This window comes from Pseudomonas sp. O230 (genome assembly GCF_045447035.1).
GTDB lineage: Bacteria > Pseudomonadota > Gammaproteobacteria > Pseudomonadales > Pseudomonadaceae > Aquipseudomonas.
In genome coordinates this window covers 252,323-267,210 of record NZ_JBJGXN010000009.1, presented here as the reverse complement: position 1 = coordinate 267,210, position 14,888 = coordinate 252,323, and the positions used below count along the sequence as shown (strand labels likewise).

General features: G+C 58.2%; 12 protein-coding genes. 6 read left to right on the top strand and 6 right to left on the bottom strand.

Translation table 11 applies throughout. The features are described from left to right. The first annotated feature begins 53 nt into the window (after positions 1 to 53). From ACI77H_RS20955 to ACI77H_RS20945, 3 genes are all read left to right on the top strand, one after another. Positions 54 to 1,550 (top strand): PAS domain S-box protein, encoded by a 1,497-nt coding sequence (locus ACI77H_RS20955; protein WP_407013627.1) that lies wholly within the window; start codon positions 54 to 56, stop codon positions 1,548 to 1,550. A gap of 188 nt (positions 1,551 to 1,738) precedes the next feature. Beyond that, entirely contained in the window at positions 1,739 to 1,990 is a 252-nt protein-coding gene (locus tag ACI77H_RS20950) for a DUF1652 domain-containing protein (RefSeq protein ID WP_407013626.1), read from the top strand. A gap of 465 nt (positions 1,991 to 2,455) precedes the next feature. Then, a complete protein-coding gene (locus ACI77H_RS20945; protein ID WP_407013625.1) occupies positions 2,456 to 3,472 on the top strand; it encodes a hypothetical protein in 1,017 nt (338 codons plus the stop codon). Between the two features lie 91 nt (positions 3,473 to 3,563). On the opposite strand, the gene ACI77H_RS20940 is transcribed toward ACI77H_RS20945, so the two are convergent. The 5 genes from ACI77H_RS20940 to ACI77H_RS20920 all read right to left on the bottom strand — a co-directional run bounded on the left by ACI77H_RS20940 (position 3,564) and on the right by ACI77H_RS20920 (position 7,643). After that, positions 3,564 to 4,331 (bottom strand): SDR family oxidoreductase, encoded by a 768-nt coding sequence (locus ACI77H_RS20940; protein ID WP_253427666.1) that lies wholly within the window; start codon positions 4,329 to 4,331, stop codon positions 3,564 to 3,566. Positions 4,332 to 4,369: 38 nt separating this feature from the next. Beyond that, a complete protein-coding gene (locus ACI77H_RS20935; protein ID WP_407013624.1) occupies positions 4,370 to 5,437 on the bottom strand; it encodes a phosphotransferase family protein in 1,068 nt (355 codons plus the stop codon). Positions 5,438 to 5,580: 143 nt separating this feature from the next. Then, positions 5,581 to 6,546: a 2-hydroxyacid dehydrogenase gene (locus tag ACI77H_RS20930; RefSeq protein WP_407013623.1), complete on the bottom strand. Its 966-nt coding sequence runs from the start codon at positions 6,544 to 6,546 to the stop codon at positions 5,581 to 5,583. 112 nt (positions 6,547 to 6,658) lie between these two features. After that, positions 6,659 to 7,231 carry a TetR/AcrR family transcriptional regulator gene (locus ACI77H_RS20925; protein WP_407013622.1) on the bottom strand — a complete coding sequence of 191 codons (573 nt, stop codon included), beginning with the start codon at positions 7,229 to 7,231 and terminating at the stop codon, positions 6,659 to 6,661. 28 nt (positions 7,232 to 7,259) lie between these two features. Further along, complete coding sequence (locus ACI77H_RS20920; protein ID WP_407013621.1) at positions 7,260 to 7,643, bottom strand: tautomerase family protein; 384 nt, start codon at positions 7,641 to 7,643, stop codon at positions 7,260 to 7,262. 370 nt (positions 7,644 to 8,013) lie between these two features. Between ACI77H_RS20920 and ACI77H_RS20915 the strand changes: the two genes are divergently transcribed. Both ACI77H_RS20915 and ACI77H_RS20910 read left to right on the top strand, forming a co-directional pair. Then, entirely contained in the window at positions 8,014 to 9,294 is a 1,281-nt protein-coding gene (locus ACI77H_RS20915) for a serine/threonine transporter (protein ID WP_407013620.1), read from the top strand. A gap of 314 nt (positions 9,295 to 9,608) precedes the next feature. Beyond that, positions 9,609 to 11,270 (top strand): SulP family inorganic anion transporter, encoded by a 1,662-nt coding sequence (locus ACI77H_RS20910; RefSeq protein ID WP_407013619.1) that lies wholly within the window; start codon positions 9,609 to 9,611, stop codon positions 11,268 to 11,270. An 83-nt stretch (positions 11,271 to 11,353) separates the two neighbouring features. On the opposite strand, the gene acnB is transcribed toward ACI77H_RS20910, so the two are convergent. After that, entirely contained in the window at positions 11,354 to 13,963 is a 2,610-nt protein-coding gene (acnB, locus tag ACI77H_RS20905; RefSeq protein ID WP_407013729.1) for a bifunctional aconitate hydratase 2/2-methylisocitrate dehydratase, read from the bottom strand. Between the two features lie 408 nt (positions 13,964 to 14,371). Between acnB and ACI77H_RS20900 the strand changes: the two genes are divergently transcribed. Continuing rightward, entirely contained in the window at positions 14,372 to 14,842 is a 471-nt protein-coding gene (locus tag ACI77H_RS20900; RefSeq protein ID WP_407013618.1) for a DUF1289 domain-containing protein, read from the top strand. Positions 14,843 to 14,888 lie beyond the last annotated feature (46 nt).

Below are 14,888 nucleotides of genomic sequence, written 5' to 3'. Positions count from 1 at the left end.
CGTAATCTTCACAGAGCGCCACCCGTTGGCGCTCCCGTCATTGTGGAGATCCAATGAGCCAGGACGTCCTGACCACCGAAACCAATCGCCGTCAGTTGCAGCAGATCATCGCCGGTTTGTCCGATGGGGTGATTCTGCTGGAACTCGACCAGACCATTTTGTGGGCCAATGACGCTGCACTCGCCATGCACGGCGTCAGCCAGATCAGCGAGTTGGGCGCGGACGCCACGGAATATGCCCGGCGTTTCGCTTTGCGCTATCGCAATAACCACCCGGTGACGGCTGACAATTACCCGATCAACCGGGTTGCGCGTGGCGAGACCTTCAGCGATGTGTTGGTGGAGGTGACGCCGACCGCCGACGAGGACCGCACCTGGGTCCACAACGTGCGCAGCATGGTGTTGGCCGACAGCCGTGGGGCGCCGGAGTCGCTGGTGCTGATCATTAACGATGTCACCGAGTGGGCCAGTGCCGAGCAGCGCTTTGAAAGGACCTTCAACGCCAACCCGGCCCCGGCGGTGATCTGCCGCCTCAGCGATTTGCGTTATATCAAGGTCAATGCGGGTTTTCTGGAAATGACCGGGTATGCCCGCGATCAAGTCATCGGCGTTTCGACCTATGAGCTGGACATCCTTGAAGGCGCCGAGAAGAAAGACCTGGCGATCGAGCGTTTGCGCGAACACACCACCATTCCGCAAATGCAGGCCGAGCTGAAGTTGCCCGACGGCAGCAGCAAACAGGTGATCGTCGCGGGTCAGCCGCTGGAGCTCAACGCCGAAGACTGCATGCTGTTTTCTTTCGTCGACATGGAGCCTCGGCACAAGGCTGAAGTCGCCCTGCGCCAAAGCGAGGAGCGTTTCGCCAAGGCTTTTCGACTGACCCCGGTGCCCACCCTTGTGTGTGGTGCTGGCGATCAGGTGGTGATCGACGTCAACGAAGCCTTCCTCGATACGCTCGCATACCCCAGCGAAGAAGTGTTGGGCAAGACCCTCGCGGAAATCGATTTCATCCATGACAAGGCTGCCCGTACACGGCTGTTTGCGGCGCTGGAGAAAACCGGCAGTCTGGATCGCATCGATGTGCGTATCCGTAAAAAAGACACTGATCTGATCGATTGCGCGATTTCCGCCGACACGGTGAACATTCAGGGCAACCCTTGTTACCTGCTGGTGTTGATGGACATTACCGAGCGCAAACGCACCGAACTGGAGTTGGTGGCGGCCATCGAAGAAGTGATGAAAGACGCGTCCTGGTTCAGCCGCACACTGATCGAAAAACTCGCCAATGTGAAAAGCGTCAACTCGCCGAAATTGCCCAGTGTGTCGTTCACCGACCTGACAGCCCGGGAGCGCGATGTGCTCGGTCTGATCTGCGAAGGCCTGGCCGACAAGGAAATCGCTGCGCGTCTGAAACTGGCCCCGAACACCGTGCGTAATCACGTATCGACCGTGTATTCCAAACTGGATGTGCACAGTCGCAGTGAAGCGATTGTCTGGGCGCGTGAGCGTGGATTGTTCTCCAGCGAATATCGACCTAAGGGGCAAAGGTAAGGTGCAAATGCACTAGTTGAGGCAGTGCAAATGGATGTTCTGATCGGGCTTGGCGGTTCTTAGGCTGTAAGGGTGCGATACGAGTCTTCGATTGAGTACCACGTCCTTTTTGAAAATTGCCATAGGAACAGCCACATGATCACGTACATCGCGCGCAGTTTTTCGCGCCTTTGCCGAGGAGAGTCGCAGTGATTTTTCTGGCGCAATTACGTCTGCAACTGGAGCGCAGCTTTTCGCCGTTGGCGTGTGAGTGCACGCTCACCGGAGATCAATCGCTGACAGTAAAGCTCTATCATCCGGTTTCCGGTCAGGTTGACCTGGTGGTCAGCGGGTTGAGCGTGGCCCCCCTCAGGACCCCTCAAGCGTTAGAGGCGCTGATTGAAGAACTGCGTTACGAACTTGAGAGCAACACGCTGGATCGCCGCGACCCTGTCCGGTAGGCAGGAAAAGTGAACGTTTGTTTCCCATGACCGGTCCACACTTTTGTAGTGTTTGCTGTTTGTCGCGGATATGTCGATCACTTAACGTGGGTCAGCTTATGAACAGTTTTGGGAAATGCGCGTTAGCGCCTTTGTCGCTTGCTTTTTGCATAACGATACTCGCCGGATGCGCCAGTCCTCCGCCGCCCCCGCCCGCCGCCCCACCTCCAGTACCTCAACGCACATGTGATACGTCTGAGAAAACGGATGTCCTGGGTGATGTGAGGGCGGAGGGCGAGGTGACACGGGTGACAACGTCGACTCGGTGCGTGATCCAATAGCGGCTGTACCGGTTCTGATAAATAGTCTTTGTATCGCAATTAGTTCTATGTGAACTGTCAACTCTGACAGTTCCCCGCTGTATGCATTGCCTCGATAGTTGAATGGTCAGCTTTAATCGCCACTGTCGTTTATCGAGGCAATACCATGACCCATAATCGCGAATCCGTCGTATCCGGTTGGGACCAGGCTACATTGAAACTCAACGGTATGCAGATTCAACTAAGTGATAAAAATCTTTTGTTTCGCGGGCAGGAAAACGTTCTTACCGTTGAATTTCCGTCTCCGATCGTGAGCGCAGCACGTCTTGGTGTGGGGATTAACGAAGAGGGCTTGAACCTAGAGGCGACCCCACCTTTCAATCGCGACGTCAAAGACACGTTTAGTTGGACAATCAAACCAGATGAAGGCCGCAGTGGTCCTGTCGTCTTGGTGTTATACAGTGCCGAAATTCAATTGCCATTGATGCTCAGTTGCTCGGTGATTGCGAGCGACCTTGACAGCGAGCTGCGGGTGTTGCTGGGCGGTGTTGCGATACCGCCTGGCGGGGCAACCTACAGTGGGGAGGGGACCCAGACACTCACCTTGGACTACTTGAACGGCGAGCTATTGAAAAACGTTCCTCTGGCTCTGGATGCGGTTCTTGAGACAGGGTTTCTACCAGGTGAGATCACTGGCGAACCCGCCCTTCGCGAGCTGACTACGCCGCATGAGTGGGAAGTTACCTGGCCTGGCAAGGATGGAACATTCAAGCTGAAGCTGTTTAGCGAACAAGAGAAGGCTGTGCTTCTGACTCCAATTGTTCGTGTTGAACAGGCATTGGAGAGTGTTAGTTTCAACTTCGTAGAACTTGTCGGTGACGCCCCTTTGCCGATCCCACCGGAAGAGTATCTGTATCCTGCTAACTATTTTTCCAGGCCTTGTGCGTTGATACTCAAGGACTCAGAGGGCTCCCCGTTGCAGGGTATATCGATAACTATCTCTCAGCCAGATAATCCAGATTGGATTAAAACAACTGACCAAAGAGGGAAGGTGCCGTATTTTATTGCTAACAGCGAAAATAGCGTCGGCCATACTTTCAAAGTGCTTGCAATGGCTGAACTACCCAAAGGGCAAGGATTGGCAGAATTGTGGGTGAAAATTGTCCCGGCTCAAAACACGTAATTTTACATTCCGATAAGCCCGGCTTGCCGGCGATGGCAATCTCGAGATTGCCATCGCCGGCAAGCCGGGCTCCTACAATTGACGGACTTTCTCAGGAAAGAAAACCACCATCCACATTCAGCGAAACCCCAGTTGTGTAACTCGACGCATCACTCGCCAGATACAACACAGCACCCGCCATTTCGCTCGGATCTGCCACGCGCTTCAGCGGAATCTGCGCTAATGCCGTGTTCAGGATCGCCTCGTTCTTCACCAGCGCAGAAGCAAACTTGGTGTCGGTCAGGCCTGGCAGCAGGGCATTACAGCGAATCCCGAACTGCGCACATTCCTTGGCAAACACCTTGGTCATGTTGATCACCGCAGCCTTGGTCACCGAATAGATGCCCTGGAAAATCCCCGGCGAGATGCCATTGATGGACGCAACGTTGATGATGCTGCCGCCGCCGTTGTCGCGCATCAGCTTGCCCGCTTCAACCGACATGAAGAAGTAGCCGCGAATGTTCACGTCGACGGTTTTCTGGAAGGCGCTGAGGTCGGTGTCCAGGACGTTACAGAACTGCGGATTGGTCGCGGCGTTGTTGACCAGGATGTCCAGGCGGCCGAATTGTTCGCGGATGCCGGCGAAGACCTGGCTGATCTGTTCCATTTCACCGATGTGGCAGGCGACAGCAGTGGCTTTGCCGCCGGCGGCGATGATCGCATCGGCGACGTGCTGGCAGCCCTCGAGTTTACGGCTCGAAACGATGACGTGGGCGCCTTGCTGGGCCAGGAGTTTGGCGATGGCTTCACCGATGCCACGGCTGGCACCGGAGACGAAAGCGATCTTGCCGTCGAGGTCGAACAACTGAGTCTTGGACATGGGATTCCCTTGTGGAAAGTCTTATTAGAGGGCCTGGATCAAAGGCTGGATTTCTGAATGACCTGCAAGCTCATCTGCTCCAGCAGTTTGTTCATCTGAATGAACTGCGCGAAGCGTTTGTCCTGGGTCTGACCATGGAAGAAGCGGTAGTAGATCTGCTGCACGATGCCGGCCAGGCGGAACAGGCCGTAGGTGTAGTAGAAGTCGAAGTTGTCGATCTGGATGCCCGAACGCTGGGCGTAGTAATCGACGAACTGACGGCGGGTCAGCATGCCCGGTGCGTGGCTCGGCTGGCGGCGCATCAGTTGCACCGGCGCCGGGTCGCCAGCTTCGATCCAGTAGGCGAGGGTGTTGCCCAGGTCCATCAGCGGATCGCCAAGCGTGGTGAGTTCCCAGTCGAGCACGCCGATGATCTGCATCGGGTTGTTCGGGTCAAGAATCACGTTATCGAAGCGGTAGTCGTTGTGGACGATGCTCGACGTCGGGTGATCGGCCGGCATCTTGTCGTTGAGCCAGGCTTTCACCGCTTCCCACTGCGGCGCGTCCGGGGTCAGGGCTTTTTCGTAGCGATCGCTCCAGCCTTTGATCTGCCGCGCCACATAACCTTCGGGTTTACCGAGGTCGCCGAGGCCATAGGCCTGGTAATCGACCTGATGCAACTCAACGAACTTGTCGATGAAGCTCTTGCACAGGGCTTCGGTTTTCGTTGAATCGAGGCCCAATTCCGGCGGCAGTTCAGAGCGCAGGATGATCCCGTTGACCCGCTCCATCACATAGAACTCGGCACCGATCACCGACTCGTCGGTGCAGTGCACGTAGGCTTTTGGGCAGTACGGAAAGCCGTCGCGCAGTTGATTGAGGATGCGGAATTCGCGACCCATGTCGTGGGCTGACTTGGCCTTGTGGCCAAACGGTGGCCGACGCAGGACAAATTCCTGCTCGGGGTATTCCAGCAAGTAGGTGAGGTTCGACGCACCGCCGGGGAACTGGCTGATTTGCGGCAAGCCACTGAGGCCCGGAATGTGCGCCTTGAGGTATGGATCGATCAGGCTGGCATCGAGTTCTTCGCCGGAGCGGATACGGGTGGACTGGTCAGTAAGCGCCATGCTTATCCCTTCTGCTTATTCTGGAGGCCTGAGACTATTGGCTAATCTAATGCGCACACCCGGCACGGACAACTACGATCAGCCCTTATAGGTGAGCGTGTTGCCGGGCAATCATTGCTTTTGATACACCTGTTTGAATGTGCTCACAGCGCGGCCTGATTCGCAGTGGTCGGCAGGGCGACAGGGGTGAGCACCGCTTCGCCGGAAAAGAACGCCATGAGGTTGCGCCCGACCAGTTCGACCGTGCCTTGGGTCGCTTCCGGAGACAGTCCCGCGACGTGTGGTGTGAGGATGACGTTGCCCAAGGCTTTCAAGGCGTCCGGCACCTGAGGTTCGTGATCGAAGACGTCCAGTGCCGCGCCGGCAATGCGTCGCTGCTCCAGTGCGCTGATCAAATCGGCGGTCACCACGACACTGGCCCGAGCGATGTTGATGATGAAGCCGTTGGTACCCAAAGCGTCCAGCACCGGGCGATTGATCAGGTTTCTGGTGCCGAGCCCGCCGGGCGTGGCCACCACCAGGAAATCCGAGGCGCGGGCCAGTTCGGTGGGCGTCGAACAGAAGCTGTACGGCACATCGCTGCGATGCTGGCGGTTATGGTAGCTGACCGTCATGTCGAAGCCATTGGCCGCGCGCTTGGCGATGGCCATGCCGACGGCACCGAGGCCGAGGACTCCCAGGCGTTTGCCGGCGAGGGAAGGGCGCATTATTTTCGGCCACTCGCCCCGTCTTACGGCGGCGTCGCAACGCGGGATATCACGCACCAGCGAAAGCAGCATCGCCATAGCGTGGTCGGCGACCGAGGATGCGTTGACGCCGGCGCCATTGGTCACCGTGATGCCGCGGTCGGTGGCGGCTTGAAGGTCGACGTGTTCGTAGCCGGCACCGATCACGCAGATGATTTTCAGTGCGGGCAGTTCAGCGATTTCGTCGGCGTACAAACCCAGTGGGCCACGGGTCAGCACTGCATCGATCCGGGCGCCGTGGATGGCAATGGCCTCGGCGCGCTCGGCGGGGGTCGGTGCCAGAATCAGGTGAAAACCCTGATGCTCCAGAATCGGCAAGTAATCATTGATCGTTTCAACCAGTACCAGAACGGTTGCAGGCATGCTGGGCTCCTGTGACTTCAAAATCCCTAGAGATTGCTGGCTTCAAAACGCATTGGCAACGACCAAGGATCGTCACACTGCCAGATGATCATAGCGGAACAGGAGAGAGAGGCTATGGTGCTGTCAGAAAGCCGCGCGCCGCGTCGAGAATTTCATCGGACAACGGCTCGCCACGGGTGGCGCGGGACAGCGTCAGTGCGCCGACCATCAGCGAGAATTGCACCAGCGCCTGTTGGCGATCGCCGGTGTCCATCAGGGGGGCGAACGTGCCGAGCAATGAGTCGAGTCCTTCCATGAACGTTTGGCGCAGGCCGCTTTCGGCGGCTTCGTGGCACATGTCCCCGGCAAACGCCGCCACCGGGCAGCTGTCGCCCGGATTGTCGCGGCTGGCAGCCGACAGATAGGATTTGATCAAGGCCTGCCGGGCTGTGTTCTTGTCTTTATTGGCGGCGATCCAGTCTTTCCAGCGATCTGTCGATTGCTGGAACGCGCGGCTACTGGCCTCCTGAGCCAAGGCTTCCTTGGACTCGAAATGCCCATAGAAGCCACCATGGGTCAGGCCCGCTGCCGCCATGACATCGATAACGCTGATGCCGTGCACGCCCCGTTCGCGAAACAGCCGCGTAGCCGCCTCGACGATAATCTCGCGGTTGAGTTCGGCTTGCTTGCGGGAAACACGGGGCATTGGCGGCTCACATAATTAAGGATGGAGGTCAGAGGGCGTACTGGGCAATGCCATTGCCGAACGACCAGTTGTCTTTTTTCACTTCGACCAGATTAATGAAAATGTCCTCGAGGCGCACCGCCAGTTCAGTGTTGAGGCTCTCGGCGATGGTTTTGTAGAGCAGTTTCTTCTGGTCGACGGTGCGGCCTTCGCTCAGGGTGATCTGAATTACCACCAACTGGTCGCTGCGGTTGATCCCCAGGTATTGCGGGTCAAAGATGAAGTGCTGCTCGTCGTGTTCGGCGAGGATCTGGAAATTATCGTTTTCCGGTACACCGATTGCGCTGTGCATGGCGGCGTAGATCAACTGGCCGATGCGTTTGGCGTGGGTGGGGTCCTGATGCTTTTTGATGTCGACGCGAACCAGTGGCATGGGAGGTCTCCGGAAGGAAAGCAGGTTTGATCAAAATACATGACGGATAACCTTTATCAAGAAAGATTTTGGGTCTGGCGATGAAACGTCGTGACGCAGATCCTGAAGACAGCCCGAATCCCTGCAGGAGCGAGCTACCGGTCACTGTGATGCTGAATCTGCTGCCGCCATCGCGAGCAAGCTCACTCCTACAGGGATTTATGTCGTCCCCAACGATCTGATCCGCATAACCATTCCTCAGCTAAGTCTTTGCTTCTGCTCATTAATCCCGGACAATCGCGCCCCTGTTTCGGCCAGGGCGCTGCCTGTCGGATTTTTCTGACTCGTCCTGACCGGGTAGCAACTGACCGGAATGCGGAGATCCCACCGGATGAATGATCAGGCCAATAGCGTCAACGAACGCTATGTAGCGGCGAACCCCGTCAGCCTTGAGGGCTGGAATCGCCATGACACCACCTGGATGCTCGGCCTGTTTGGCACGGCCATCGGGGCCGGCACTCTGTTTTTGCCGATCAACGCGGGTCTGGGCGGTTTCTGGCCGTTGTTGATCCTGGCACTGCTGGCGTTCCCCATGACGTTTTACGCGCACCGAGGCCTGACCCGCTTCGTGTTGTCCGGTCGTGAAGGCGCAGACATCACTGAAGTGGTGGAAGAGCATTTCGGCATCAAGGCCGGTGCGCTGATCACCTTGCTGTATTTCTTCGCGATCTTCCCGATCCTGCTGATTTACAGCGTGGCCCTGACCAACACCGTGGGCAGTTTCCTCGAGCATCAACTGCACATCATGCCGCCACCGCGCGCCGTGCTGTCGTTCGTGCTGATCCTCGGCCTGCTGGCGGTGGTGCGTTGCGGCGAGCAGGTGATCGTCAAGGCGATGAGCCTGATGGTCTATCCGTTCATCGTGGCGTTGCTGTTTCTGGCGGTGTTCCTGGTTCCACACTGGAACGGCGGCATTCTCACCACGGCATCGACGCTGCCTGAGCCGTCGGCGCTGCTGCACACCTTGTGGCTGGCGATTCCGGTGATGGTGTTCTCGTTCAACCACTCGCCGATCATCTCGGCGTTCGCGGTGGACCAGAAGCGGCGCTACGGCGAGCACGCCGAAGAGCGCAGCTCGCAGATCCTGTCCCGCGCGCACGTGTTGATGGTGGTGATGGTGCTGTTCTTCGTGTTCAGCTGCGTGCTGACCCTGTCGCCGGCGCAATTGGCGGAAGCGAAGGCGCAGAACCTGTCGATTCTGTCGTACCTGGCCAACCACTTCAGCAACCCGACCATCGCGTTTGCGGCGCCGTTGATTGCCTTTGTGGCGATTTCCAAGTCGTTCCTGGGGCACTACATCGGTGCCAGTGAAGGTCTGAAAGGCCTGATCGTGAAGAGCGGCAAGCGTCCGGCGCCGAAGACGCTGGACCGTATGACGGCGGCGTTCATGCTGGTGGTGTGCTGGATGGTAGCGACGCTGAACCCGAGCATTCTGGGGATGATCGAGACCCTCGGTGGCCCGATCATTGCGGCGATTCTGTTCCTGATGCCGATGTATGCAATCCGCAAGGTGCCGGCGATGGCACGCTTCCGTGGTCAAGCGTCCAATGTGTTTGTGACGGCGGTGGGTCTGGTGGCTATTTCGGCGTTGATTTATTCGCTGAGTGCTTGATGGCTGCTGTTTGCTTGATTGAAGAAATTACGGCTGATCCGCGTTGCGGGTGGGCCGTTTTTTTTGTTTGGCACACTGGTGCAGTGCGGTTGTACGTAACTGAGCTGTAGGAGCTGGCTTGCCGGCGATAGCGTCCGCTCAGGCAATAAATAAGCCGGCTAACTCATCACTATCGACGGCAAGTCCGCTCCTACAGGGGCAATGCGTACAGTCGGGGATGATTTGACCTGATCCAGAACACCTGTCCCTCGGGATAAACGGCTAAGCTGCGGCTGCATCGGCGCGGCGTAGAGCGCTGTCTCTGGAGACGCTTCATGGCTCGTGCCCCTGGCGCATCGGCACAACCTCGTGCCGCTACACCTGACCGTTGGCTGGACGTATTGGCCGGCCTGTCGATTGCCGGTTTGTTGCTGCCCGAAGCGGTCGCCTATTCAAGCATTGCCGCGTTGCCGCCACAGGCCGGGGTGATTGCCTTGTTTGCCGGTCTGCTGTGTTACGGGCTGTTCGGCACCAGCCGGTTTGCCATCGTTTCCGCAACTTCGTCCTCAGCGGCCGTTCTGGCTGCCGCCACCGCAACGCTGGCCAATGGCGATTCGGCCTTGCGCATGACCCTGGCGATCGGTCTGGTACTGGTGGCCGGTGGTTACTTCCTGTTGGCCGGGTTATTCAAACTCGGCAGCGTCACTTCATTTATCGCCAAACCGGTGCTGCGCGGCTTTGCATTGGGGCTGGCCGTGACCATCATCCTCAAGCAAGTGGCGAGCATCGTCGACGTTCACTTGAGCACCGGCAACGTGATCCGCTTCCTGCCGCAACTGCTGGAGCAGTGGCCGCAGTGGAATAAAGTCGGGGCATTGGTCGCGGCGGTGGCATTGCTGTTGTTGTGGCTGTGCGCGCGGGTCAAGCGTTTGCCCGGCGGCTTGCTGGTGGTGGCGCTCGGCATCGCGGCGGGCCAATGGCTGAACCTGCCGGCCTACGGGGTCAAGCTGATCGGCGTTATCGATTTGAGTCTTGAGGTGCCGCAGCTCCCGGTGCTGCCGTTCACTGACTGGTTGCGCCTGGGTGAACTGGCGTTCGCCATGGTGATGATTCTGTATGCAGAGTCTTACGGCTCGATCAGCTCGTTTGCGCTCAAGCACGGCGACCGCGTCTCTTCCAACCGCGATCTGCTGGCCCTCGGTGCGGCCAATCTTTTATCGGGACTGTTTCACGGCATGCCCGCAGGCGCCGGTTACTCGGCGACGTCGGCCAATGAAGCGGCGGGAGCGGGTTCGCGACTGGCCGGGGTAGTGGCGGCGGGGGTGGTGTTGCTCATTGTGCTGACGGTGTTGCCGTGGATCGCCCTGACTCCCGAGCCGGTGCTGGCGGCGATCGTCATTCATGCCTTGGCCCGTGGCTTGAGCCTTCAACCGTTGGGCCGTTATTTCATCTGGCGCCGCGACCGCCTGTTGGTGATCTGCGCGGTGGCTGCGGTGCTGGTGCTGGGCGTGCTGGACGGTTTGCTGCTGGCGGTGGCGATCAGCGTGGTGCTGATGCTCAAGCAGATGTCGTCGGCGGACATTCAGGTGTTGGGGCAAATGGCGGGAGGTCACGATTTTGTTGACCTGCATCGACATCCCGACGCGAAGGAAATCCCCGGTGTGCTGATCGTGCGGCCCAGCGAGGTGCTGTTTTTCGCCAACGTGGAGCGCATTCTCGGCGGTGCATTGCACTTGGCGCGGCACGCGGAGCCGCCGGTGCATACGGTTATTCTCAGTCTCGAAGAATCGCCCGATCTGGACGGCACCAGCATCGAAGCACTGGAGGCGTTCTTTTTGCAGGTGCGCGCCGAGGACAAACTGCTGATTCTGGCGCGGCTCAAGCATCAGGCAAAAGCGGTGCTGTCAAAGTTACCGGCGCAGGAACGCGAGCAGGTTATTCTCAGCGGCCTGAGTGTTGATGGTGCGGTGCAACAAGCACTCAAGCTATCCACATAACCCGGTCTGCATTTCAAACCGTGCAGGCATAAAAAAACGCCGCTCATCTCACGATGGGCGGCGTTTTTTACTGCGTTGTAACGTTAGGCTTGAACGACCGGGATATTGGCGTTCGCAGCAGCTTCACGGAACTCGGCGATCTGGTCGAAGGACAGGTAGCGGTAAACATCGGCCGCCATGCTGTCGATCTTGCCAGCGTATTCCATGTACTCCTCGACGGTCGGCAGGCGACCCAGGATCGAAGCAACGGACGCCAACTCAGCCGAAGCCAGGTAAACGTTCGCGCCGTCACCCAGACGGTTCGGGAAGTTACGGGTCGAAGTCGACACCACAGTCGAGTTCGGCTCTACACGTGCCTGGTTACCCATGCACAGCGAGCAGCCCGGCATTTCCATGCGTGCGCCGGCCTTGCCGTAGATGCCGTAGTAGCCTTCTTCGGTCAGTTGGTGAGCGTCCATTTTGGTCGGCGGCGACAGCCACAGACGGGTTGGCAGCTGACCCTTGACCTGATCCAGCAGTTTACCGGCAGCGCGGAAGTGACCGATGTTGGTCATGCACGAACCGATGAACACTTCGTCGATCTTCTCGCCAGCAACGCTGGACAGCAGACGGGCGTCGTCCGGATCGTTTGGCGCGCAGAGCACAGGCTCTTTGATGTCGGCCAGGTCGATTTCGATGATTTCAGCGTATTCGGCGTCAGCATCGGCAACCATCAACTCAGGGTTGGCAACCCAGGCTTCCATCGCTTGAGCGCGACGTTCCAGAGTACGTGCATCGCCGTAGCCTTCGCCGATCATCCAGCGCAGCAGGGTGATGTTGGAGTTCAGGTACTCGGTGATCGACTCTTTCGACAGCTTGATGGTGCAACCGGCAGCCGAACGTTCAGCCGAAGCGTCGGACAGCTCGAAAGCTTGCTCGATGCTCAGGTTGTCCAGGCCTTCGATTTCCAGGATGCGGCCGGAGAAGGCGTTCTTCTTGCCTTTCTTCTCGACGGTCAGCAGGCCAGCCTGAATCGCGAAGTAAGGAATGGCATGAACCAGGTCACGCAGGGTGACGCCCGGTTGCATTTTGCCTTTGAAGCGCACCAGGATCGATTCCGGCATGTCCAGCGGCATAACGCCAGTGGCCGCAGCAAACGCTACCAGACCGGAACCGGCCGGGAACGAAATGCCCATCGGGAAACGGGTGTGCGAGTCACCGCCAGTACCGACGGTGTCCGGCAGCAGCATGCGGTTCAACCACGAGTGGATGATGCCGTCGCCCGGACGCAGGGAAACGCCGCCGCGGGTCATGATGAAGTCTGGCAGGGTGTGGTGGGTGGTCACGTCGATCGGCTTAGGGTAAGCCGCGGTATGGCAGAAGGACTGCATGACCAGATCGGTCGAGAAGCCCAGGCATGCCAGGTCTTTCAGTTCATCACGGGTCATAGGACCGGTGGTGTCCTGGGAGCCGACGGTGGTCATTTTCGGTTCGCAGTAAGTACCTGGACGAACGCCTTTGCCTTCTGGCAGACCGCACGCCTTGCCGACCATTTTCTGTGCCAGGGTGAAGCCCTTGCCGGTGTCGACAGGTGCTTCTGGCAGTTTGAACAGATCGGTAGGACCCAGGCCCAGCTCGGCACGCGCCTTGTCGGTCAGACCGCGACCAATGATCAGCGGAATACGGCCGCCAGCACGAACTTCGTCCAACAGAACCGGGGTCTTCATTTCGAAGGTGGTCAGGACTTCGTCGGTGCCGTGTTTGCAGACTTTGCCAGCATGCGGATACAGGTCGATCACGTCGCCCATGTTCATGTTGGTAACGTCGAATTCGATCGGCAGTGCGCCGGCATCTTCCATGGTGTTGTAGAAGATCGGAGCGATCTTGCTGCCGAAGCAGAAACCACCAGCGCGCTTGTTCGGCACGTTGGGAACGTCGTCGCCGAAGAACCACAGTACCGAGTTGGTTGCCGATTTACGCGACGAACCGGTACCGACCACGTCACCGACGTAGGCGATCGGGAAGCCTTGACCGCGCATTTCTTCGATCTGCTTCATCGGGCCGGTAACGCCTTGGGCGTCAGGCACGATGCCTTCGCGGGCCATTTTCAGCATGGCGAGGGCGTGCAGCGGGATGTCCGGGCGGGACCAGGCGTCCGGAGCAGGGGACAGGTCGTCGGTGTTGGTTTCGCCGGTGACCTTGAATACGCGCAGGCTGATCTTGTCGGCCAGGACAGGGCGGTTGCGGAACCACTCGCCGTCGGCCCAGGACTGGATCACGCCTTTGGCGTGTTCGTTGCCGTTGCGGGCTTTTTCCGCGACATCGTGGAACGCATCGAACATCAACAGGGTGTGCTTGAGTTGAGCGGCAGCGACAGGAGCCAGTTCGGCGCTGTCGAGCAGGTCAACCAGGGTCACGATGTTGTAGCCGCCCTGCATGGTGCCGAGCAGTTCTACAGCGCGTTTCTTGTCGATCAGAGGGGAAGTTGCTTCGCCTTTGGCCAGGGCAGACAGGAAACCAGCCTTTACATAGGCCGCTTCGTCCACGCCAGGTGGAATGCGATTGGTGATCAGGTCAACGAGGAAAGCTTCTTCGCCAGCCGGGGGATTCTTCAGCAGCTCGACCAGGCCTGCAGTTTGTTCGGCGTTAAGCGGCTGGGGAACGATACCCAGTGCTGCACGCTCTTCGATATGTTTGCGGTAGGCTTCAAGCACAGTTATTACCCTCATCAGTGGTCCCAAATGGGTGTCCGGGACGCTCATCCCGAAATTGCCGTACTCATGCGCTGCGTGGCGTTGTGGGCCACTTAGCCAGAATTACCGACAATTCCTTACAGAAGCTGCTTTCAAAGTTTTACGCCTGCAGAACGGGGAGCTGATGAGGGTTGGCGAAGGGTTTTTCCCCGCTGGAAAAACCCTTCGCCAACACCGCTCTGAAGGAACGACTGTGCTCGTGACGCTTTGAAAACAGCTTCTAACGGACATTGGCGCCTTAAAAGGCTGGCTGATTCTACGGCAAAAAAAAATTAAAGGTAAGTTGGCTCGGGAACTTTGAGGGGTGATCAATCTTAGACAAAGGGCTAACATGCCGGCCTGTTCTGCTTTCCCGTGTTCTTCTAACCTATGCCCAATCAGACCATCAAGACCCCCTGCGTCGGCCTTTGCTCCACTGTTTACGGTGATCTGGTCTGCCGTGGCTGCAAGCGATTCCACCATGAAGTAATCAACTGGAACGGTTACAACGAGGAGGAGAAACGCGCGGTCTGGCTGCGTCTTGAGCAGCTGTTGTCCCAGGTGATGGTCAGTAAACTGGAGGTTTTCGATCCCCAGCGCCTGCGCCTGCAGCTGGAGCAGCGCAAGATTCGCTTTGTGCCGCATCAGTCGGAATATTGCTGGGCCTATCAGCTGATCGCCCGTGGCGCGCGAGTGATCAACAATCTGGAGGCCTACGGGATGGTGTTGATGCCGGAGTTTCGCGAGTGGAACCTGCCGGAGCTGCGGGATGCGATTGATCGGGAGTTCTTTTTGCTCTCCGAGGCGCATTACCAGCGGTACATCGCGCCCGGATTCCTCAAGGACGCATTCGGCGATTAACCCTCAAAAGCATCGCCGGCAAGCCGGCTCCTGCAGGTGACCGCGT

Excerpts from the sequence above, each read along its gene's own strand:
- ACI77H_RS20920 (WP_407013621.1), bottom strand. The coding sequence starts at position 7,643 with ATGCCACTGGTTCGCGTCGACATCAAAAAGCATCAGGACCCCACCCAC.
- ACI77H_RS20940 (WP_253427666.1), bottom strand. The coding sequence starts at position 4,331 with ATGTCCAAGACTCAGTTGTTCGACCTCGACGGCAAGATCGCTTTCGTC.
- ACI77H_RS20910 (WP_407013619.1), top strand. The coding sequence starts at position 9,609 with ATGGCTCGTGCCCCTGGCGCATCGGCACAACCTCGTGCCGCTACACCT.
- ACI77H_RS20915 (WP_407013620.1), top strand. The coding sequence starts at position 8,014 with ATGAATGATCAGGCCAATAGCGTCAACGAACGCTATGTAGCGGCGAAC.
- ACI77H_RS20900 (WP_407013618.1), top strand. The coding sequence starts at position 14,372 with ATGCCCAATCAGACCATCAAGACCCCCTGCGTCGGCCTTTGCTCCACT.
- ACI77H_RS20925 (WP_407013622.1), bottom strand. The coding sequence starts at position 7,231 with ATGCCCCGTGTTTCCCGCAAGCAAGCCGAACTCAACCGCGAGATTATC.
- ACI77H_RS20955 (WP_407013627.1), top strand. The coding sequence starts at position 54 with ATGAGCCAGGACGTCCTGACCACCGAAACCAATCGCCGTCAGTTGCAG.
- ACI77H_RS20935 (WP_407013624.1), bottom strand. The coding sequence starts at position 5,437 with ATGGCGCTTACTGACCAGTCCACCCGTATCCGCTCCGGCGAAGAACTC.
- ACI77H_RS20930 (WP_407013623.1), bottom strand. The coding sequence starts at position 6,546 with ATGCCTGCAACCGTTCTGGTACTGGTTGAAACGATCAATGATTACTTG.
- ACI77H_RS20945 (WP_407013625.1), top strand. The coding sequence starts at position 2,456 with ATGACCCATAATCGCGAATCCGTCGTATCCGGTTGGGACCAGGCTACA.